Source organism: Chitinophaga agri (assembly GCF_010093065.1).
GTDB classification, from domain to species: domain Bacteria; phylum Bacteroidota; class Bacteroidia; order Chitinophagales; family Chitinophagaceae; genus Chitinophaga; species Chitinophaga agri.
Genome location: NZ_CP048113.1, coordinates 7724874 through 7748347, shown reverse-complemented (window position 1 = coordinate 7748347; position 23474 = coordinate 7724874). Strand labels below are relative to the sequence as shown.

Sequence of the window (23474 nt, the reverse complement as noted above, 5' to 3'; positions counted from 1 at the left end):
GGACTAATATTAATAAAAAAGAAAAAGCCCGCCATACAATGACGGGCCTTTGTTCTCAGTGTGTGTTAAAAGAAAAACGTGATCAGTATTTATCATTCTGCGTGAATGTCTTGGAAGCATCCATCGCAGACTGTGGGATCGGAAATATTCTTCTGTAAGGTTCAGATGCTTTCTTTGCAGTACCTGCCAGGTCGAACTTACCGAAACGGATAGCCGCCTTCCTTCTGTACATTTCCCAGTACATTTCGAAACCGGTTTCATTATACAGTGACTGTTCAGTCAGGGCAGTCAGTTCCTTACCAGGAGCGCTGGCATACAGCTCTTCACGGGTTCTGCTGGTACGCAGTTTATTTACATCAGCCAGTGCCAGGGCAGTCTGACCGTTACGGAAGTAAGCTTCTGCTCTCATACAGTAGATACCACCCAGACGGTATAACGGAATGTCAACATTGCTGGAACCGTTATCTCTTTCCGGATCGAATTCAAATTTGAAACAACGAACACCCTGGTTGATCTGTGCCTGTGTGAAGATAGCCTGTGCAGGATTGTCAAACACCAGTGCCGGTGTGAAGTCCATCGCCAAAGTAGTATTCTTTTCGCAGAAAAGTTTACTTACCTTGATACGACCATCGGCGGTCATTTCGAACGCAGTATTTGATACCAGTTTAGGACCATACTGCTGACCTACCTGCAAGCCGCGGTTAAAGTGGAACCATGGTAACTGTGCACTGTTAGGTACGATGCTGGTAGCAGGTACGCTAACGTCAGTACCATCGTTCATGAACCATGTACCGTCTGAATATCTGTAGTGACGGGAGAAACGCGGATCGTCATGGTTACCGTCCCATGTATCGTAAAACTGGGGAGTGATACAGGAAGCATTGGTTCCCCTGTTACTAGGAGAAGGCTTCTGGTTTCTCTCCATAGACATATAAGCGAAGTCGTTATCGCTGTTACGGAGTGTATTCTTGATCTGCGTCACTACAAAGATCAGCTCAGGACGACCAGCGTTATCCATATCAAAGTTCTTGAAATAGTTACTTTCCAGGGAGAACTGATTATTATTAATCAGCAGGGAAGTGTATTCAATCACTTTGTCCATATCAGTACCGGTGCCGCTTACAGCCGCTTCTTTAAAATTGAAGGTAGCAGCGTAGCGATCTTTGAATACCGCACGGTTCAGGTACATGTCAGCCAGCAGCGCATAAGCGGCCTGTTTGGTGAAACGACCATTGTGCGTGCCCTGTTCTTTCAGGTTAGCCAGATCAGGCACCAGGGCTTCTACTTCTTTGATCAGCTCATCGATAGCAGTAGCTGCTTTTCTAACCGTTACCGGCGCATTCACGTTTGACGGATCACGGTAAGGAGCCTGTCCGTACAGGTCCAGTGTATGGAACGTATAGAAGGCCAGCATCGCTTTTGCTTCTGCCAGGAACAGCTTCTTGTTGGTGAAGTCTGGTCTGCTCTCAATAGTACCGATAGCAGTCAGGGACTTGGTAATACCTGCATTCAGGTTGTTCCAGGTATTGTTCACTACAGAGTTATCCGGTGCCCAGGTAAATTCGTGTATAGCACGCCATACACCACCATCCCCCCAGTCACTACCACGGGTAGGCAGGATAGCTTCGTCGGTAGAATATTCCTGTAAAGCGAATACGTTACCGTGGTCAACGAACGTTGCATCGCCCATCTGGCCGTATGCGGCTGCCAGCGCGTTTTCAGGATTAGAGTTATTGGAACCCAGTACCTCGTCGATCACCTGCTCTTTCAGGTCGGTACAACCTACACCTACCATTGCGGCGGTCAGTGCGATACAGGCGTATTTATATATTTTGAATGATTTCTTTTTCATGATCGGATTCTTATCGCTTAAAATTTAACAGTTGCACCTACCAGGAATGCTTTTGCAGCCGGATAAGTGGTGTAATCGATACCCAGGGACTGGTTACCACCAACAGTTTTGGTAGTGTTCACCAGCGGATCATAACCAGAGTAACCGGTGAGGGTGAGCAGGTTTGAACCACTTACATAAAGATTAGCTGATTTTAACCATGCGAGGCGATCAAACTGGAATGTATAACCGAGGCGCAGGCTGCTTAAACGTACGAAGTCAGATTTCTCGAGGTAGAGTGTAGACAACTGCACAGAGTTAGCTGGATTTGCACCTGCTTCATAGAATTTTCTCAGTACGTTGCGGTCAGATGCAAGGCTGTTGATGTTCAGGTCCAGTGCAGTATTGTTTACCAGGTAGCCACCAGTTTGTCCGATCACGGCCAGTGCCAGGTCGAATTTCTTGTAGCGCAGCTGGCTGTTCAGACCGAAGTTAAAGTTAGGAATAGCACCTTCGAAGATCTGGCGGTCAGCAGCGTTGATAACGCCATCGTTGTTCCTGTCCTGGAAGATATCTTTACCATCCTTATCATAACCCAGGTGTTTCAGCATGAAGAATGAACCTGCTTCGTAGCCATTCTTATAGATGTTAGCGTTTACGCCAGAGAGACCAGGGCCGGAGATGCTACCGGAATACAGTTCAGAAACCGGCAGGTCTTTGATAGTATTCGCCACAGTAGAACCGTTCACATCCAGTGACCAGGTGAAGTCTTTGGTACGGATCAGGGTAGTACCCAGCATGAACTCGAAACCTTTGTTCACGATGCTCGCGTCTACGTTCTTCCAAACGGTAGTGGTCGGGCTCAGCGGACCAGAAGGAATGTTCAGGATAGGGTCTTTGGTCGTCTTATTATAGTACTCCAGTGAACCATATAATTTACCTTTAAACAGGTCGAAGTCCACACCGATGTTATACTGTTCCACCATTTCCCATTTCAGGTTCGGGTTAGCGGTACGGTTAACGAGTACTCCGTTCACGATCTTCATATCATCGTTCAGGTAATAACCCGCTGTTGTAGCCAGTGAGTAGCTCGCCTGGGTGATCTTGTTAGGTACTTCCTGGTTACCGGTCTGCCCCCAGCTGGCTCTCAGTTTTAAGTTCTGAATAGCGCTGATATCTTTCATGAAACCCTCCTGGGACAGCGTCCAGCCTAAAGCGAAGGATGGGAAGTAACCATATTTTTTGCTTTCACCGAAACGGGTGGAACCATCTGCACGAAGGGAAGCGGTTACCAGGTAACGGTTATCGTAGTTATAATTTACACGACCGAAGTAAGACTGTAATTCATTCTCCTGTGCGAAACCACTTGGAACGATCGGCGTACCGGCGTAACCAGGGTTGTATTCAGGATCAACACCCTGTCCCTGTTTAGCGATATTCTGCATACCGAAGGCCGTACCAGCGAATTTAAACTGCTGATAGGAGAAACCACCCAGTAGTTCCAGTGAGTGCTTGTTGAATGATTTGTTATAGGTCAGGTATTGGTCGAGCAGTGTGGTATATGACTGCAGGTTATTCTGTACGTAAGCACCCAGTGGAGTTCTGTCCGTAATATTTGGCCAGATAGTGGAGTTACGCTCAGAATTGGATTTATCAATACCATAGTTTAAGCGATAGTTCAAACCTTTCGCCAGTCTGAAGGCCGCTTCAACGTTACCCAGCACACGGAAGGTATTGGTCTTATCCTTATAAATGCTCAGCAGATAAGCCGGGTTATAGTGAGCATTCATGTTGAAGTTGGTATAGTTACCCAGTGAATCAAATACTGAACGGGTAGGATTTGCCATCAGTGCGTGAATGATCAGCTGACCATCAGAACCGGCAGTATTACCGTTAGGGATACCGGTTTCGTCGATATTACTGGCAGTCAGGTTCACTTTCACCACCAGGCGTCTGTCATCAAAGAAAGACTCTTCTGCATTCAGCCTTGCCGTGGTTCTTTTGAAGGAACTTGTTTCAACGATACCATCCTGGTCCATGTGAGACAGGGACGCCATGTAGCTACCCGTGTTGGTTGTTTTCGCAAATGACAGGTTGTGGTTCTGTACAAAAGCATTACGATAGATCACGTCCTGCCAGTCCGTGTTACTACCGTGGTCATATGCCGGGTCCTTGATCGCTTTGCGATATTCATCAGCATTCAGTACGTCCAGTTTTTTGATCACCTTGGAAGTACCCAGGTAAGTGTCATAAGTCAATGTGGAAGCGCCTTTGCTACCACGTTTGGTAGTGATCAGCACTACACCGTTGGAACCTCTTGCACCATAGATAGCCGCTGCAGAAGCGTCTTTCAGTACGGTGATGGTTTCAATATCACTGGTGTTCAGGAAGTTCAGCGGGTTTTTAGGCTCAGAAGAACCCAGACCGAAGTCAGTACCACCTGCACTTACGTTATCATTACTTAAGGGAATACCGTCCACTACGAAGAGCGGCGTACTACCACTACGGATAGAGCCCACGCCACGGATGAACACATCCACACCGGCGCCTGGTTCACCGCTGGATTGCGCGATACGTACACCTGATACTTTACCCTGCAGCATGTTATCGACAGAAACAGTTACGCCCTGTTTAATATTATCAGCTTTCAGCTGGGTCAGCGCACCCGTTACGTCAGCTTTTGTCTGGCTACCATAACCTACTACCACTACTTCACCCAGCTGGCTGTTGCTACCGGTCAAAGTGATACGCATAGGAGTGCTGGTAGCGGTCACTTCCTGACGGGTGTAACCGATAAAGGTGATAACCAGTTTATCTCCTGCTGCTGCCTGCAGGGTAAATTCTCCCCGCTCATTGGTCGTTGTCCCCTTGTTAGAAGTCAGCGATTTTACAGAAGCACCTGGAATCGGCGTACCGTCGCTACCGAGCACCACTCCCCTGATTGGTTCCTGGCGGGTCACCTGATCATATACAAAATGACCTGCCGCATTGGCCATGGAAGGGCTTACGGCCGAAAGCCATACCGCTACCATTAAAAGAAACTGCTTGTTCATGCAATCTACAATTATACTTTATGTAATAAAGAAGTATTAAATAATAACGACCTGACGGTCATTGACACTCATAGTTGTATAGTCTTATACATCAAAACCCCGCAACGTGGACCGGTTGATAGTCTCCTGGAATGCTACCCCTGTAAAATATCGCTCTTTGGCTAACCAATGTTTGCTTAACATCGGTTGCATCAAAATTGTTGTATCGCTTGTATAGAAATCCCCCATAAGTCAGCATCGTTTTCAAATCGGGTGCAAGTATAAGGCGCTTTTGGGAGATTCATTATTAACTCAAAGTTATGTTTATTTTAATTCAACGTGTTTTTCACTGCCTCTTTTTTTAGAATTACCTGACAGGCAAGGGTTTGGCTATGGTGATACGAAAAAAGGTGACCAATGGCCACCTTGATTATCTGAAATTACAATCAATTCTCATGTCACATAGTTCGTATTCTCCACCGTATCCGATATACGGAATGTCAGGTTAATTCTACCACCCACTTCTCTTGACGTCTTCGGTACATGATGCTCATAATAGGCCTGCATCGTCTCTCCCATCAGCAGAAAACTGCCATGCGTCAGCGGAATATCAAGTGGTAATATATCCCTCCGCTCTTTATGCCTCACCTTGAATAAACGGGTTTCCCCGAAGGTCACAGAGGCAATCGCATGATGCTGGCCGCTGGAAGAAGGGTTATCGCTATGCCAGGATACCGAGTCATTACCATCCCGGTAATAATTCAACAATACCCGGTTAAATGTAATACCACATGCCATCTCTACCGCTGCTTTTATATCCAGCAGCATGGGCGTCCATTCCAGCCCGTTCTGCCCGCCGTAAAAGGCAGTCAGGCGGGGATCAGGAAGGATCTTATCATACATCTTGCGGGTACGTTGTTGCCAGGGAGTGACAGCTTTGAGCGCTTTAAAATAGTCATCTGAAGCCTTCTTCTCAAAAAACCGCTCCCACAGCTTCAGTTCCGTATCCGGCAGCTGATAATCCGTAAACCGTTTCCTTCCTTCATCAAACAGGTCAATATCCTCAAACAGTGTCATGATAGCGAAGGTACTAAAATCAGACATAATACTAAATTTTTTAGCAATTTATCTGGCAAGCAGCCTGACCAGCATTGTGTCGGCCATTTCCTTGTGCATTTTAATGGTAGGAAGATGCTTGTTAGCGTAGTCCCGCAATTGCTGGCGGTTGGCATTGGCGGCCGCATTCTCAAATAATGCGATCGTTTTCTCATGGTCCTTTACCTGTCCTTTTATATAGGCGGTATCGAATGCAGCGGGAGGCAGGCCTTTCATTGACAACCTTGCAGCAAAGTGAACACTGTCAGGCGCAGCGGGCAGATCCACATCAAAGCCATCAGCAATTCCCTTTAACTCGTCCTGTGCCTTGGAATGGTCCTCCTGCATGTGCTGACCGAACATTTTTACGCCCCCGTCATTAGAAAGAGAGTCTGCAAGTTTACCCATATCGACTTCACTCCAGTTGCCATAGGCGGCTTCAGTCATGAAATTTCTGTCTTCTTTTGTGACCAATGGATTATCATCGTCATCATCATCAGAACAGGCATTAAAACTGAGCGCAGACAATGTCAGTCCTGCCGCGAGGAAAAATTTAAGATGTTTCATGAACAGTAAATTGATAAATTGAATAAATCAGTGTAGCTTTTCTATTAACTATATCAGCTGCAGATGTGGTCTTATTTTAAGATCTACGACATCGCAGCGTTTGGGTTGAGAAACGATATACAGTACGGCAGCAGCAATATCTTCTGCTTTCAGCATTTCTAATTTTTCTTCCTTTTTACGCTGGTCTTCCAGACTGACCGGCTGCATGTCAGTTCCAACAGCACCGGGTTCGATCAGCGATACCTTGATACCCGCTTCATTCACTTCCTTTCGCAGGCTTTCTGAAAAGCCCTGTATGCCTGATTTGGTAGCCACATAGATGGAGCTGTCCTTTTCACGCACATCTGCACTCATTGAGCCGATATTCACGATGTGTCCTTCCTGGTGCTTCTTCATGCGTTCCACTGCATGCCGTGTACAGGCGATGTAGCCCAGGAGGTTCGTATTAATGACCTTCTGCCATTCCTGGTAATTGCCACTTTCCACACCCTGATAAGCCAATGCGGCGTTGTTAACAAATACGTCCAGCTTATCGAACTGTTTATCCGCTGCAGAGAATAATCGCTGGACGCCCTCCTCTGTCGCCAGGTCCGCTGTAAGCCCAGTCAGACTACCACCCAGCTGCTCATGCTGCACGCTGTTTATCGTGTCCTGTAAATGGGCCGGATCTTCTCCGACTATCAGTACATTGGCTCCCTGAAAAGCCATCAGGACAGCCGTAGCCCGCCCGATACCGGTAGTGCCACCCGTGATAATAACTGACTTGCCATGAATGGAAACAGGCAACATACTGCTATATTCGTTTACTGTAGATTCCATAATGTATAATTTTATTACCAGGTGATGGTCACCTGCTGATCACCATTTAATATGTATTTACCAGGGGAAACTGCTGTTATTTCCTGTTCTGCTGCGCGAACATTTACTGCTGGTAACAGTTCACCATTCGCTGTAATAACATGGATATTACAGGTCAGCAGTTTATGTCCCAGTATCCTGAAATGAAGCGACCTCCCTTCCTGCAGCTGACCGGCAACTGGATAGTCTATGAAGATCATGAACGATTCATTCTTTAATCGTATGGCATGGCGGGGCAGGATGCCAAATGCGAGTCCAGCGCCATACACTTCCTGTCCTACACTACCTGACTGCTCCCAGCCATCACGAACATCTTCTAACGCGATCCATAAGTGCCGGTCCAGGTGCCCTGTCTTTGCCTCCTTGGCGAGCATCTTGTCCGGCAACATAGGAGGATAATAGAACACGGATCTTGACACCGCATATTTAATAAACTCCGCGAGCAACAAATTCACACATGGTAACAATTCAAGTCCCTGTGCATGTTTTAAAAAATCATGTATGGCTGCAAATCCTTCCTGTTCCTCATACACAGCTGTATAAGGAGCGTCGTCGAGCGGGAATAATGCAAAGAACAGCGGGAAGTGCTTCCAGTATCCATATTCACCCTGCCACAAGGCCATATTTTTAAACAGATTAGCGATGCACAGATACGCAAGATCCAGGTACAGATCATCCTTTGTTGCTTTAAACAAGCGCAGCATCGCACCAGCAGAAAAAGCAGTATTATTCGCCTGGTAGAAAATATGGAACCCATAATCGCGGAGCGTAGTTGCAGCTGATCTGGCTTCTTCGAGATATTGCTCATCCCCGGTGAGTTCCCAGGCCTGCAACATAACAAGCGTGTATATCCCTGCCACATCTTTTTCCCCCCCCTTTCCGGGGGCTGTTTCCTCCCTGATCACCTCCAGGGTTTCCATGTTATAAAATACAGGCCAGCGATAGTTAAAATGATGGGCTACGTGAATAGCGAAACCAAGTGAATTGATAAATAGTTTTTCTGCAGTTTTGTCCCCTGCAAGTGCCAGCCTCGATAAATTCAGTAGCGGATGATACAGGTACCATGAATCCATCACACGTGGCGTCTTTTGAGGTTCACACTCGTCAAGCTTGTGTTCAAGAGATGGCAACCAGCGCATGATCGTCTTCAGGTCATCATTCCAGAATGTGCCCAGATTGTCCCGGATACGGTCCATGATCGACACCTTTTGTCCACTCCACTGTATATAATCGAGAACAGGCAGCAATACGGCCAGCTGTACCATAATTTCAGGAGGTGTTTCATTATCTCCCACATATGCCTTCAGATAGGAATGGCCGTCATGATGTGTCCAGCATTTATCACATCCGAGATCATGTAATGCCTCTGATAATATGTCCGGATAGTTATTATACTGTACGTTTGGCTTAGATACATACAGATATATTGATCCGAGGTGCGAGAGAAATTGTTTAGCAATCTCAAACTGATCTTTAGGCAGATATTTGCTGAATGACACCCATGCGTCTGAAATCACGATCGCTCTGTCTGCCGGCAAAGGATGTTCTGTAGCAGCAGGTAGTGAGAAGCCCATCTCAGGCCACTCTCCGCTTACTGTTCCACCAACAGATGTCTTTGTTAATTCGCAATAGTCTGAGAGTGCAGACAGGTTCTGCATGTAAAGAAAAGATCCGCCCCGGGGCGCTTTCAAACCAGCATATACGAACCCTGAGCGTAAACCGATCTGACTTAGATAAACCTCACCAGCTGCATCAGGTACCACGATATCTTTTGGCCAGTAGGGTATGAAGAACTCCTGCGTGGGCTTAAATGTTACTGTATAATGTAATAGCGGGCGTCCTTCCTCAGGAAATGTGACAGCCACAGAAAATATACCTATGCCGGCTTTGATGTCGAGACTGAACCCACCATTCACCTTTTCGCTATGCGTGACTTCCAGTCCATCCGGCGCATAGGCAGTACGGAAGATCAGTTTCACCTGCTCGGGTCCTGTCACGACGATCCATACTGCATTTTCCTGTTTACAGACCGAAAACTCAAACTCATGAATAGTCACTTTATACACCGGATCGGTGAGTAATATACCTAACTGATCTACAGCTGTAGCCGACCATATTGAGATAGCTCCCGACATATCACAAACAAGGTTTCCTTAACTGTGGCAAATTATGTTCCCGGAATTTTCCCTTGTACCATCCTTATCTATATCGCACTTATGCGGTCATTTGGATACAGCGTTGTTGGCGCTGATACACACATGCCTATGATAATTGATGATCATACAGTAAGTGCAACAAACACGGCGTGGGTCTTCTCTTTGTCCTGTGCTACTTCAAATGCCTGATTGATCTGTTCAATAGGGAAAGTATGTGTGATCATTTTTTTTGCATTCATCTGCCCCTTCGCCAGCAGGTCAAGGCAGATCTGCATCTCCGGATAGATGTCCCAGAATGCATAACTTGCACTTGGTATCAGCTGGATCTCAGACATCTGGATACGCTGCCATTCCAGTCCTATTGTGGTAATACCCGGATCGAAACCACCGACGATCACCACCCTGCCTCCTCTCCTGGTGAATGAAACGGCCTGTGGTAAGGTGACAGGCATAGAAGGACCACCGGCACATTCGAAGGTAACATCCGCTCCCCTGCCACCTGTAAACGCCATTACCTCCTTATACCCATCCATTGTTTTTGTATTGACAACAGCATCCGCACCTAATGCTTTCGCCAATTCCAGGGAGGTATCGATCACGTCCGTAATGATCACGTCTGCACCCGCGAGCTTCGCCAGCTGTAGCTGCCCCAGTCCGATAGGTCCCGCGCCGATAATGGCAACTTTATCATTGATCTTTTGCTCACTTAATTTCAGGGCATGCAGTGCCACGGAAAACGTATCCAGTAATGTGGCCTCTTCATAACTGACATTGTCGGGTAATTTATAAAACTTCTTCGCGGGACCTGCCACATACTGAGCAAACGCCTGGGAGATCGTTTTCATCCGTACCTCGTACAGATGCGGACATACATTATACTGTTGCACACGGCACCATTCGCAGGTCTCATCACCCAGTAAGGTTTCAATAACGACGCGGTCTCCCGGCTTTACATGCTTAACATTACTACCCACCTCTACCACTTCACCAGCCAGCTCATGCCCCATGATCTTACCGGTAAGACCTTCCTCATTTTTCTTCCAGTGGCGCAGATCAGTTCCACAGATACCCGCCACCTTAACGCGTGCGACTACCCAGTCAGGCTGCGTGATCCTGGGAGTATCAACCTCTTTCATCTCAAAGGTTCCATCAGCTTTCTTGACTGCTGCTTTCATATTATCCTCCATAACGCATATTGTTTTGAAGGAATAATTACAAAAAAGAATCCATGATGGTAATAGCATGCCCAGGCTTATATCCCGAGGTATACATACCAATAAAAAAAGCATCCGCCATAGGCAGATGCTTTTAACCGTCGTACCGGGTTATGGTATATGATCTCTGCTATTATTCCGGTGTGATGCTGCCAAGTGCATCCAGCGACAACGGCCGCACGAACTTCCGGATGTCCTTATCGTCCCCCTGCAGTGCATCGATGCTCTCCTGTTGGCGTGCCAGCTCATCCTGCATCATCTGATGGTTCTCTACAAACTCATCATCGTAGTCGAAGCTGTCGCCCTCTACAATACTTTGCCTGGTATTGATGAGCAGGTCGATCGTACTCTCTGTGATAGAGGCTGTTTCAATGGCATTCTGGACGCCTTCGCCACTATGCAGACTCGCAATTGCCTGCCACACACTGATCACAGCATTCTGTGCAGCGGATGCATGTGCGGAACGCCATTCCGTTGCATAGACCTCATCATAGTCATCCAGATCAGGGATCTGAGACTTCACTTCCTCCTCCATCTCCGCTGCTTCAGTTCTGTCTTCTGCATCTACCAGTGCCCAGGCACTATCAAGATGTTTATTGATCAGCGCAGCATCTCCATCAAACTCGTTTTCGTATACATCACGGAAAGTGATCCATAAAGATTCTGCATTGGCAAGTGCATAGCGGGAGAGGTCCTGTTCTCCTAATGCTTCCAGTGTTTCTTCCAAATTTTCCAGCATGGTGAAATTTATTAATGATTTATTTACAGGTACTCGCTCCCGTTAAAGCCGATTTCAGATCGCTCGCAGGGCGGACACCTTTCTTTTTAATGAAGTCCTCACAATTACCACAGATTGGACGGCTGGCAGCGACCGACTCTACTTTAAGTCCTTTTCCTTCTGCAAAGTTAATGGCCGTGACCTCCGCATGCCCTTTGCCATGTGCACGCATCTCTCCTTTACTGGCGTCAATGGCATCCTCCCTGATCACTGGCCTCAGATGGTTATCACTGGCTGAGATAACCAGAAAATGGTCACCGGTTTTAGGATCTATTGCATGTGCGACTGCTACCGTCTTCCAGCCTTTACTACTGCCGTACATTTCTGCCAGTTCATCTGCCCGGGCACGCATCATCGCATCTGTAGGCGGCGATTTTAGTGGTGTAACTGGTCCCTGTGGCGGCACGGGTATCAGTCCCATCGGGTCTACATAATCGGTAGTATTCACGTACCCATACAGACGCATACCACCGTTTAATCCGGAGGGGTCCTGACTAATATACCCCCCTTCTTCCGGACTATAGTACCTGAAGCGGTTATAATACAAGCCGGTCTCCGCATCATCATACTGCCCCTGGTAACGGAATGGTATCAGCTGTTTGTCTCCTGTGAGCCGGCGTACATTGCCATAAACGTCCAGCTCACAGTTCCAGACTCTCTCACCCCGTGCATCATACACTTCACAGGGCGTGCCAAGATGGTCTGTGATCACCGAATATTGCTCATTACCGGCAATACGTGCTGCCGGTACAAAAGTACCCTCATTAAAGACCCAGGTGACCAGCGTCTCCGGGGGTACTGGCTCCGGACTTCCCTGCCGTATGTTCCCCAGTTCATCAATCGTGATCACCGGGCGGTCTTTCACAGCGTAAGACCATTCGTGTAACAACACATCACTATCCCACACAAAACGAAATATCTTATCCTGGTATATTTTCTCAATACGCCGGCCGAGCGCATCGTAACGAAATGCGACCGTCTTTCCATCCGGACGTACCACCTGCTTCAGCATACCGGTTCCATACCATTCATACTCCCATATCTTTCCTCCCGCTGCGATCTTCCGGGTAAGGTTCCCTTCTTCATCGTACATGAACCGTGCGTTCGCAGCTTCCAGTAGTTGCCCGCCAGCGCCATATTTTCGATCCTTCCGCAACTGACTGCGGTAGAGGTTACCTACTTTATCCGGCAGCCGGTAATCGTACTGACCATCTTCATATTGGGCCCATGCCAGGTTACTAAAGTCGTCCTGTCCGAATTTCACGACACCTTTACTGATACCATCGACGATCTGCTTCAGCTGATGATTCGCGTCCCAGCGGTAGTGCCTTCTTCGCATTTCCCGTGCGTTACTATCGACAAAATGTGCAGCGGGCATGCCCGCATCGTCAAATATCCAGCTGCTTTTTACACCGCCCGGCAAGCTACGTTCTATTTCCATACCGAGATGATTCCGCAGAATATATACGTCCCAGGGATCTTCACTTTCTCCCATCCTTGCATGCGTAGCAGTGACATGTCCCATTATATTCCTCTCCAGTGAGATATCAGCACCCAGGCTGCTCTGTATACCACTACGCTGGCCGAGCCGGTCGTAAGTAGCGGAAACCACATGTCCATTCTGCCACTCACGCAGCACATTCCCCATCGGATCACGTTCTATACGCACAGTACTGTGTTCATTCACCGCTTCAATCACGCGTCCGTTGCGGTCGTAGGTAAAAGTCTGCCAGCAGCCATCACTATGCTCTGCACGTGTCAGTCTGCCGTTGACATCATACTCATAGTCCGACCAGCGTTTACCCGGACGGATCATCTTCAGGATCTTACCGGTAGCATCCAGTTCATACCGTTTCTGCTGACCATCAAATCCCGTTTCCCCGATGATATCACCCCGGTTGTTCCTGGTAAAACTATATTTTTCGCCATGCTCGTTGATCAGTGCCGTCAGCTGTTCATTCCTGTTATACAGAAAATGTTGTTTCACACCATTCTCCTCACGCAGTTTCAGTCGCCCCATCGGTGTATAATCGAAACGGAGTTCCCGGTGCTTATCTTTCAGCCAGATCACTTCCTCATACGCATTGTATTGAAGCTTGATTTCATTGCCATCAGGCAGTATCAGATCAGTGACCCTTCCCAGTGCATCATACTTAAAATAACGGGCCTGTCCCAGCGGATTACGGGTGATCATGCATTGTCCCCAGTTATCATATTCCCAGGTGGAGCGACCACCATCAGGAGAGACAAGTAAAGATAGATTGTGATCATCATCATATTCCAGCAGTGTCCTATGTCTTTTATGATTGATAATATGACTAAGCAGGTTGTTTTCATTGTAGTAGAAGGTGACCATACTGGTAGCGGTATCGGTTACCGTATGTAATAATCCTTTTTTCTTTTCATCTTCGTAATATACAAAAGAGCGGGTATTGCCCTGTGGATCTTTAGACACGAGCATTCTTCCGGTATCATCATAGGCAAAAGTATAGGAGCTGCCATCTGGCTGATCTACCTTTATACAGTTACCTCTATCGTCATAGACATATCCTTTCAGTGTACCTTCTTCATCAATCTCCCGGTATAGCTCAAAGTCTTCGGTATATTCATAAAAACGGGAATAACCCAGTGCGTCAGTGATCTGTGTCACCAGGAAATCAGCCGTGTAATGATAGCGGGTGGTGTTCCCCAGCGCATCAGTCACATCATTATAGCCCTCCTCCGGATGATAGGCGATCCAGCCTTCCAGCAGGCCGCCATCTCCCCAGGTATGTACGCAACGTTTTCTGTTGTCATACTCCCAGTAAAAGGATTGTCCGCCACGATCCGTTTTCTTTATCATGAGATGATCCCTGTACTCAATACTGGTGGTAGCGCCATTTGCATCTGTAATAGCCGTCAGATCGCCCGCTGCATTATATGCGTAGCTGATCAGCGTGCGTTGCTGCCCCCGGTGGTGGGCAGTTACTGCGGTGATACAGCCATTCAGGTCGTTTTTGATTTTCAGTTGCCGGCCGGCACTATCTGTCATGGCAGTAAGGCGTGCACTATGGTCATAAAAGAAACGGATTGCAAAGCCGGCCTCATTCTTTATAGCATGCAGCTGGTATTTTCCCGTTCCGGGCTGTAGCTGTTCGAAGAGATACAGCAATCGTTCCTGATGATCGAATAACTCATACCTGTCAATATCTGTCCGTGTTAATGTGAGGTTCTCACTTCGGTGGAAGTCGGACTCGCCGGCGTAGGCAAGTTGCCCGAACAGGGCGCTACGACCATGCCCCAGCAATACAGCTGTTATATCCTCTTCCGGATACTCCAGTACCTGCATATCATACCGCAGATGCGTGCCATGTCCCAGCGTGCCTGTATGCGGACTATCACTATTCCAGGAACGGGACCATATCAGTGGAATCGGTCCCTGTAACGTGAAGTCAATACCATCATAGATGACGATACCCTGTACCAGGTCAACCGGCTCAAATCCTTTTTTACAAAGGAAGGAGCTGAGCTTATTGCTGCCTATCTTCTTCTGTAATGCGTGATTAAACCGCTTTAATGCCTTCTTACCCAGTTTGCCGATACCTTTCATCAATGCACCGAATCCGAAGGAGGCTACCAGGTTCAGCAAAGCGCCCGACCAGTCAGGCACATATGGGCCACCTACCATCACAGGTTTACCAAATGACAGCGGGATGGAAAAAGATGTGGGCAGGTACATGCTGGGAATAGGCTTCAGCTTTTTTCCCGGCTGTAACGACAGGGGAATACCAATGTCATTGCAGGTCATCAGCATATGCCCGGCAGGGGTCATGAGATTGCCTTCTACCGTCACCTTTTTACTGCCAAAGAAGTTAACGGAATCATGTCCGATCATAGGCGTCAGCAGGAATGGGCCGCCCATCGGAATATGAAAGAGAATGATGATGATACCGGAAGTATCACTCTTCCCCCTGGGCACATGGTTTACTTTTGTAGTAGCGCCAACAAAGGGAATATAATCCATGGGATCCATCACAAACCCGATATAGGGGTGTGGTAACGGAATGGGGAAACCGAACAATATAACAATGTGGATGTCAAGTCCGATCACAGGTGTGAAGTGCTTATTACTCACCAACATACAGTGACTATTTGGGTTGCTGAACGATATGGTTTCAGGTATGGGGTCAGGACAGGCTAACGATTGTAAGATAAGGTTTTTCCGGGGAAATTACAACGCTGTAACTACACAAAGAATGTATCAGCACGTTGTCATACATACGAACTGATACACTGTCGGGTGGCTGATCGGCCGCGGGTTGGATGGCTCTACTTCTTCTCTTCCGAACCGGCCAAAGCCTCCAGGTTATGGAATACACTTAGCAGTGAGCGGCCCCTGTCTGTAAAAAGGTATTCGATATGTAAGGGCTTTTGCTTCACCACTATCTTTTCAAGTACATTCTCTTCTACCAGTTCGTTCAGGGCCACTGACAGTGACTGCTTATTGGAGCCGGGAATCTCACGCAACAGGTTACTGAAACGGAGCGGACCAGCGACCGCCAGTTTAAATATCTGAGGCTTCCATTTTCCGGAAAGCAGCTTCAGCAGCTTCTCTGCATCACATTCAGGCTGGCATTTTATCTCTTTATTAGTGGTCATGTTTTTCTGACTTATTGCTGGATGAATTTCATCTTGGCAAATTTGCATTAAAATATTGCAAAAATGATCAATAGCGCGGATGACTTTGGTAAAAAGGAGAATTTATGCAAAAAGTGAACGAACAATGAAACAGTTCCTACTATCCCTGACTATACTTATTTTTTCAACGTGTCAAGCTCAAACTCATCAGATGAAAACAAATAATCCGCTGTTATGCGACCCGGAGACCGGCGTATGTGAAATGCCTGGCCGTACCGGCGGGACGGCCGCTATTGCAGTGAACAATGAAAGCAAACCTGTCAAGATCATATATTTTACCGATCCTATCTGTTCCAGTTGCTGGGGTATAGAGCCGCAGCTGCGCAAATTAAAAATGGAGTACGGCAGCTATATAGAAATTGAATATCGTATGGGCGGGCTGCTGCCAGACTGGAGTTATAACAGCGGCGGCATCAGTAAACCTGCTGACGTAGCCCACCACTGGGATGAGGTCAGTCAGTATTACCAGATGCCTATCGATGGAGACGTATGGCTGGAAGACCCGCTGCCGTCCTCTTATCCTCCTTCCATTGCCTTCAAAGCTGCACAGATGCAGGACGAAGAGAAAGCACAGCTTTTCATGAGAAGGATCAGGGAAATGGTATTTCTGGAGAAAAAGAATATCACTAAATGGGAATATCTTGGTCAGGCAGCAATGGAAACGGGACTGGATACAGCCAGGCTGAAAACTGACTTTAAAACCTCTGCTGTACAACGTTTTCAGGAGGACCTGGGCATCGCACGAAAGTATGGTGTAAGAGGTTTTCCTACATTGTTTGTGACCAGCAACAGCGGCCACCAGGAAATGGTCTACGGGGCTAAACCCTATGCGTCTTTTGAGAACAGTATCCTGAAACTGGTACCCGATGCGCAGAAGACCACCAGCGATCACTCCTGGGAGGCATTGTTCAGACAGTTCCGGACATTGACCACGAGAGAGTTCGCAGAACTCAGCGGCCAGACAATACCGCAGAGTGGGGCCATTCTCGAAGATCTTGCAAATAAGAAACTACTGGAAAAGTTCAACTCCAAAAATGGCCCGTTGTGGACCCGGAAATAAGCATCCCTCCTTACAACAGCCATGCCCCAAAACATCGCATACATCAGCGCAGGCATTGATTTGCCTGCGTTGGTCTTTTTAGTCCGGCAGTGATAAAAGACTATCTTTTGAAGATTTTTCTGTATATCTTGACGGCCACTATGAGTACTCAACCGTTATCAACCAAACCTCACTACCTGGTACTGGATGGCTTACGTGGCATAGCCGCATTGATCGTAGTGATATTCCACATTCTTGAAGCGTATTCCACGAGTCACCTTGACCTGATGATCAATCACGGCTACCTTGCCGTAGACTTCTTCTTCCTGTTATCCGGTTATGTCATCGGGTATGCCTATGACGACCGCTGGGAAAAACTGACCATTGGTACTTTCTTCAAACGCAGGCTGGAACGCCTCCAGCCGATGGTGATCATGGGGACGATCATCGGTGCGGTCTGTTTTTATTTCGGGGACTCCCCTGTCTTCCCGGCCATTCACACCGTGCCGGTAGGTAAGCTGCTGCTGGTAGCACTGATCGGTCTCACACTGATCCCTATACCCGTTTCTATGGATATCAGGGGCTGGCAGGAAATGCATCCGCTGGATGGACCAGCATGGTCATTGTTCTTCGAATATGTCGCAAATATCCTGTACGCCCTGGGTATCAGAAAGCTGCCTAAAACAGCCTTATCTATACTGGTCGCCATCTCCGGTATCGCACTGATACACTACACGGTATTCGGACCGACCGGCGACGTGATCGGCGGATGGTCCGTTACACCGGAACAACTGCGTATAGGGTTTACCAGACTGATGTTCCCATTCTTCGGCGGATTGTTATTATCACGTGTCACAACGCCTACACGCATTCATAATGCCTTCCTCTGGTGTGGTGTACTACTGACGATCGTGCTGGCCATTCCCCGTATCGGCGGCGCCGATCATCTGTGGATGAATGGTATTTATGAGTCGGTGGTCATCATGCTGGTGTTCCCGCTCATCGTTTACCTGGGTGCCAGCGGACAGGTAAACGGTGCAAAAGAGTCTAGGATCTGTAAGTTCCTGGCGGACCTGTCTTATCCTATTTACATTACACACTATCCTTTTATCTATATTTACACCGGCTGGGTGGCTAAATATAAAGGCCCTGATTTCCCTATGACCTTAGGCGTGGCGTATGGTATACTGACTTTCATCGTGTCTGTGGCAGTGGGTTATTTAAGTCTGAAGTATTATGATGAACCGGTGAGAGCCTGGCTGAAGAAGAAAATAAAAGCCTGATAATATCAGGCATATTAAGTGTATCCCTATTCTATGCATTATTTATATAAAAGACTCACGCCAGAGGCGTTAGAAGTTATGCATGTCTCCCGCGAGACAGCCGTGGCGTATAGCCATGGATATATACACATCGATCATTTATTCCTGGCAATGTTAAAATCGCCCTGTATGGCACGCCCCTATCTGGAGACAATAGATGTCATCAGATGGGGGTACCTCATACAGGAAGGACATCCGGTAAACGATACCGTAGATGCGACTACTACACTTCCTTTTACATTGGCAACCTGCATGATGGGCCGGATGTGGTATGGACACCACTGGAGATAAAGGATTACGAACCTGTATCCAGGCTTCGCTGGATTCATCTGAAATAATAAAAACACATGATACTATGCATGATTTTACCATGACCAAGGAGTTAGAGGAAGTCATTCAACTTTCCCGTGAGGTTTCCATAGACTTCAAACACTACTATATCCATAGCCATCACTTACTAGCATCCATATTGAGGTCACCATGCCTTGCGAGCAAATATCTGCAGGATGTTGACCAGCAGAAATGGGAGGAGATATCGAGAAAAGAACTGGAACCTGATGAGGAAGGCGATATAGATGACTCTCTGCCGTTAACAGTAGTAGCAGAAAACATCCTCGCCCATGCGGAAGTATTAGCTATGTCCAGAGGATACGAAGCGATAAACACGGTAGACGTACTGATTGTATTACTGGCCTTTCACAATCCTGTAAGAGAATTTCTTAACAAAAGGGGAATACTGATGCAGGAGGTGCTATCTCAACATTATGGTGCGGAGGCTAGTCTGCCCGAACTCCCGCTGGAATGGGAAGAAACTATTCTACCTAGGACATGGTCCTTCCTCAGTGAAGCCAATCGCCAACAGATCCGTGAGAAGCTGCTGACCGTTGTTTCCATACTTGAAAGCTATGACCGGTATGAGGAAATGTATGCATTGTGCAAAGTAATGCTGGCGGTCGAACCAGATAATAAAGAGTGTCTGTATTTCAGCGCCCTCTCCCGCTATCTGCAAAGAGATTTTGATACCGCATCGCCCATACTGGAAAGTTTACTTGACGAGCCCGCGTATCATGAAAACTGCCGCTACATGTTAGGGTTCATTGCAGCAGAAAACGGCGATGAATCATATATGATCAACGAAGCCAAAAGGCGTCTCGCAATGGATCCTGACAACGCGTTCGATCTGAACCTACTCGGCTACTATCTTTCGGAGCAGTCGCAATACGAAGAAGCCCAGGTGCATCTGAAAAAGGCACTACAGCTCGACCCGGAAAACGATGACGCCCTTGCTAATCTTGGATTTTCCCTATACAAGCTTGGTCAGGTAGAAGATGGTATCGCAGCGATCGAACAATCCCTTATGCTGAATAAAAGCCATTACAACGCATATCATCAACTCGGGCTCATTTACAAAGAGACAGGCGATAAAATGAAAGCCCGGCACAACCTGGAAAAGGCATTATACTATAATAATGAACCTTTATATGCCATGTACCGGCAGAAAATAGCTGAATTATTGCAAGAACTGGATTAAACCAATGTTGTTTATGTATTCTCCTGAAATTTCACCATCTTGTTGTTCATCAGTGAACAATCAATATCTCCCACATGAATGTGCAGGTAACAAGAAGAAATTTTATCGGTCTGATAGGGGTGAGCGGATTAGGCCTCGCATTAAAAGGCAGTGCATTCGCCGCTGCCCGTTCTATCAGCCGTAGCGTACCCCTGAATGCAAGCATTGAAATAGATTTCCTTCACCCGGAGGGAGCGATCGATGATGGCATCTACGGACAGTTTATCGAGCACCTGGGCAGGGCAGTCAATGGCGGCATCTACGAAGAGGGCTCTCCCCTGTCCGATGCCAATGGCATAAGAAAAGACGTGCTGGAAAAGATCCGCGGATTAAGGCCCAGCATCCTGCGCTATCCTGGTGGTACCTTTACCAAGATCTATCGCTGGATGGATGGTGTAGGCCCCCGGAGTGAAAGACGCAGCCGGCCGAACCTCATCTGGGGAGGCGTAGAAGATAACCACTTCGGTACAGACGAAGCGGTTGCCTACGCCCGGCTCCTGAACACAGATACTTACTTTGCTGTCAATATGGGTACTGGCACTGCAGAAGAAGCGGGCAACTGGGTAGAATACTGCAATGGTACCCAGGATACCTATTATGCCAATATGCGCCGTAAAAACGGGCATGCCGATCCGTTTAAGGTAAAGTACTGGGGTATAGGAAATGAGGAAGCTGCCGGCCCTGATATTGGCCGTTTACAGGACGTAAAGGAGTTTGTCAAAGAAGCCTGGCTGTATACCAAAGCTATCAAGCTCCAGGACAAAGACGCCAAGCTCGTGCTATGTGGGGCAGATGATGCCTGGAATGACCATGTGCTGAAGGAAATGGGGCCTGTGTGCGACTACATCTCCATGCACCACTATGTAAGCTCTGACAAGACAAAACCAGCCTCCCTTTTTCCGCAGGTGGACAATATGGAGCAACTGATCCTGACCCTGAAAAGACAGATACAGACACATACGACCGAAAAGGTCACCGACTTCAGTAAGTGGTACCGGTTCCCGCACCGGGCAAACGGCGTGAAGATCTCTATCGATGAACTGGGTATCTGGGAACCAGGTGGCACCGGCGCGTATCAGCTGGAAGAATATTATACCTGGGAACATGCACTCGGCACCGCCACATTCTTCAACATCATGATCAGACAGGCATCTATTGTAGGTATGGCCACCTGGGCGCAGACAGTCAATGTACTGGCTCCTATCATGACCAGCAAGACGGCTTCCGTTTGCCAGACCATCTACTACCCTATGCAGTTCTACAGACGGCATGCCGGTAATATCAGTCTGAAAGCGGCTGTCACCACGCCCGACCTACAGGTACCCGGATCTAAAGATGCCAAAGCATTAGACGTGGCAGTGACCATGCATGAAGCAGATGGCAGCCTGGTAATATTTGCCGTGAACCGACATCCGGAACTGGCCATCAAAGCAGACCTGAGGAGCATTGACACTAAATACACGCCTGTTACAGCTTATGAGCTGAATGCTGCCGGCATTGACGCGGTCAATACATTAGATAATCCGGCGAAAAATGTGGTGACCGAAACCGAAAAGCAACTACGCGGCCCATTCACCAGCTATACCTTCCCGGCACATTCCGTGACAGCTATCCGATTTAAAAATGTATCTCATAAATGATAGTGGCGTTGCCATGCTACGTCATACATCTCTGAATAAATAATATCTTTACACAAGCGCGTCTGGCTGTAGCTGGCGCGCTTGTACATTACACTATCCTACAATAACACTACCTGTTTATGGGCGACTGGCATACCCTGCACCTATTTGATGAAAAAAAATTTAATGATATACTCATGCCCAGTGTGCAAAGGGAGGATCTCAGGATCTGGGATATATACAACCAGACCTCCATCTATCTTACAAAGCACAAACCTACGTTTGGAGAAATGGTCTATCTCTTTAGCCAGATGGAAAACGGCTACCGGAATTATCCGGGCTATGAGGAAAACTACATGCAGCACCAGCAGACCTTTATGTCCGATAAACCCTGGGGGTATGACCTGGGCATGTTCTTCGAACTGCTGATCTTTTCTACGGTATCCGATTACCATCCCTATCTCTCTACAGGAAAAAGGAGTTTCTATCACTGGTTGCCCGACATTCAACTTAGCCCGGAAGGCCGCAGGATCATGAATGTACTTGGCAATATGAACTACTCCTCCATCTACTGCGCAGAAGGTATGGGCATCATCAGCTGGGTCTCAGCGGAAGAGGTACAGGTACTACTACAGGAAGTTACCAAAGCAGTCATCACCGATAGCTCCCTGCATCAGGACGATATTGACACACTACTCTACCTGAGCACTTTCCTCAGTGTAACTGTCAAACTGGGCATGGGACTACTCTCCGCTGTCAACCTGCGGGAACGTACTATCCCAGCCATGGAGCCTTTTAAACTAAGCACCAAACAGCGCTGGATAGACAGCGGAATGGGGGAATTATTCATGGGACAATAAGCACGATCTATTATTCTAATAATAACTGAGTACTAGTAACTTATTTTGATTATAGTACTGTCTGACAGACATAGAACAGCGGAGCAGATGAAACCGGCGCAGGGATTACCTTCGCCGGTTTTGCATTTTAAAACTATCAGAAAACAGTATCTTTCAGGAAATAATTAATAGTATCATCCTGCAATAAAATGGGACTAGACCTATATCATTATACCCTTACTGAGAAATATGAACCAGCATACAATGCCTTCTATTATCTGGAAGACCTTGAAGTATTTCCTGAGATCATCCACCGCAATGAGCACCTGATCAACACCATCATTGAACCTGCAACGTATTTTGAGATCATCATCTTTGACACTGAACAACAACTACAACTATATCAGGAGAGTAATGACGTCCCGGAGCACAAAGTGGCGCTCATCTACAAAACGTTCATGCTCAATACAGACATCTCGAAGATTGAAAAGCGTTATAGTCTCGATCCGGATGACACTTATACCTTCAGCACGCAACGTAAATTCGAGCATCCAGGGATGCTGACAACAGCTAACTTCTCTTACACTGCTATATCGTATGCAATGACCTACGAAAAAAGAAAGATCATTTATTATAAAGAGATCGGCTATCAGCGAAAAGGTGTGAAAGGCAGTTTCTATGATGATTTCCGAAATGATGGATCCTACTTCAGCAGAAAAGATGTGATACGGTTATTCGGCCACCTGGATGACTCTAATAACGAAGATTACAAATGGAGGGCAGAAAACTTTCAGCAAAACTTCCTGGATAACTTTGTAGAAGGGCACAGCATTCTTCACATCAGCTGGTGATCAAAAAATACTATCTTAACATCATG

Annotated in this window: 17 protein-coding genes; 7 read left to right on the top strand and 10 right to left on the bottom strand. The window is 47.2% G+C overall.

Going from position 1 to position 23474, the window contains the following annotated elements:
* Positions 1–82: 82 nt before the first annotated feature.
* The 10 genes from GWR21_RS30395 to GWR21_RS30350 all read right to left on the bottom strand — a co-directional run bounded on the left by GWR21_RS30395 (position 83) and on the right by GWR21_RS30350 (position 16169).
* Positions 83–1852 (bottom strand): RagB/SusD family nutrient uptake outer membrane protein, encoded by a 1770-nt coding sequence (locus tag GWR21_RS30395; RefSeq protein WP_162335447.1) that lies wholly within the window; start codon positions 1850–1852, stop codon positions 83–85.
* A 17-nt stretch (positions 1853–1869) separates the two neighbouring features.
* Positions 1870–4884 (bottom strand): SusC/RagA family TonB-linked outer membrane protein, encoded by a 3015-nt coding sequence (locus GWR21_RS30390; protein ID WP_162335446.1) that lies wholly within the window; start codon positions 4882–4884, stop codon positions 1870–1872.
* A 432-nt stretch (positions 4885–5316) separates the two neighbouring features.
* Entirely contained in the window at positions 5317–5967 is a 651-nt protein-coding gene (locus GWR21_RS30385; RefSeq protein WP_202929017.1) for an alpha-ketoglutarate-dependent dioxygenase AlkB family protein, read from the bottom strand.
* Positions 5968–5988: 21 nt separating this feature from the next.
* Complete coding sequence (locus GWR21_RS30380) at positions 5989–6525, bottom strand: DUF4142 domain-containing protein (RefSeq protein WP_162335445.1); 537 nt, start codon at positions 6523–6525, stop codon at positions 5989–5991.
* Positions 6526–6573: 48 nt separating this feature from the next.
* The gene (locus tag GWR21_RS30375; RefSeq protein ID WP_162335444.1) at positions 6574–7344 is read right to left on the bottom strand and encodes an SDR family oxidoreductase; all 771 of its coding nucleotides are present in this window, start codon (positions 7342–7344) and stop codon (positions 6574–6576) included.
* 14 nt (positions 7345–7358) lie between these two features.
* A complete protein-coding gene (locus GWR21_RS30370) occupies positions 7359–9518 on the bottom strand; it encodes a glycoside hydrolase family protein (protein ID WP_162335443.1) in 2160 nt (719 codons plus the stop codon).
* A gap of 143 nt (positions 9519–9661) precedes the next feature.
* Positions 9662–10726, bottom strand: coding sequence for a zinc-dependent alcohol dehydrogenase (locus tag GWR21_RS30365; protein WP_162335442.1), 1065 nt, complete (start codon positions 10724–10726; stop codon positions 9662–9664).
* A 160-nt stretch (positions 10727–10886) separates the two neighbouring features.
* Entirely contained in the window at positions 10887–11492 is a 606-nt protein-coding gene (locus GWR21_RS30360; RefSeq protein ID WP_162335441.1) for a DUF416 family protein, read from the bottom strand.
* A gap of 19 nt (positions 11493–11511) precedes the next feature.
* A complete protein-coding gene (locus GWR21_RS30355; RefSeq protein WP_162335440.1) occupies positions 11512–15651 on the bottom strand; it encodes an RHS repeat-associated core domain-containing protein in 4140 nt (1379 codons plus the stop codon).
* Between the two features lie 188 nt (positions 15652–15839).
* Positions 15840–16169, bottom strand: a complete 330-nt coding sequence (locus tag GWR21_RS30350) for a winged helix-turn-helix transcriptional regulator (protein ID WP_162335439.1) — start codon at positions 16167–16169, stop codon at positions 15840–15842.
* Between the two features lie 190 nt (positions 16170–16359).
* On the opposite strand from GWR21_RS30350, the gene GWR21_RS30345 reads away from it, so the two are divergent.
* From GWR21_RS30345 to GWR21_RS30315, 7 genes are all read left to right on the top strand, one after another.
* Positions 16360–17268 carry a ClpXP adapter SpxH family protein gene (locus GWR21_RS30345; RefSeq protein WP_162335438.1) on the top strand — a complete coding sequence of 303 codons (909 nt, stop codon included), beginning with the start codon at positions 16360–16362 and terminating at the stop codon, positions 17266–17268.
* Positions 17269–17408: 140 nt separating this feature from the next.
* Positions 17409–18530, top strand: coding sequence for an acyltransferase family protein (locus tag GWR21_RS30340; RefSeq protein ID WP_162335437.1), 1122 nt, complete (start codon positions 17409–17411; stop codon positions 18528–18530).
* Between the two features lie 168 nt (positions 18531–18698).
* On the top strand, positions 18699–18860 hold the full coding sequence (locus GWR21_RS30335) for a hypothetical protein (RefSeq protein WP_162335436.1): 162 nt from the start codon (positions 18699–18701) through the stop codon (positions 18858–18860).
* Positions 18861–18924: 64 nt separating this feature from the next.
* On the top strand, positions 18925–20100 hold the full coding sequence (locus GWR21_RS30330) for a tetratricopeptide repeat protein (protein WP_162335435.1): 1176 nt from the start codon (positions 18925–18927) through the stop codon (positions 20098–20100).
* 74 nt (positions 20101–20174) lie between these two features.
* Positions 20175–21779, top strand: a complete 1605-nt coding sequence (locus GWR21_RS30325; RefSeq protein ID WP_162335434.1) for an alpha-N-arabinofuranosidase — start codon at positions 20175–20177, stop codon at positions 21777–21779.
* A 176-nt stretch (positions 21780–21955) separates the two neighbouring features.
* Positions 21956–22618 carry a hypothetical protein gene (locus GWR21_RS30320; RefSeq protein ID WP_162335433.1) on the top strand — a complete coding sequence of 221 codons (663 nt, stop codon included), beginning with the start codon at positions 21956–21958 and terminating at the stop codon, positions 22616–22618.
* 188 nt (positions 22619–22806) lie between these two features.
* Entirely contained in the window at positions 22807–23448 is a 642-nt protein-coding gene (locus GWR21_RS30315; RefSeq protein ID WP_162335432.1) for a hypothetical protein, read from the top strand.
* Positions 23449–23474: the final 26 nt, after the last annotated feature.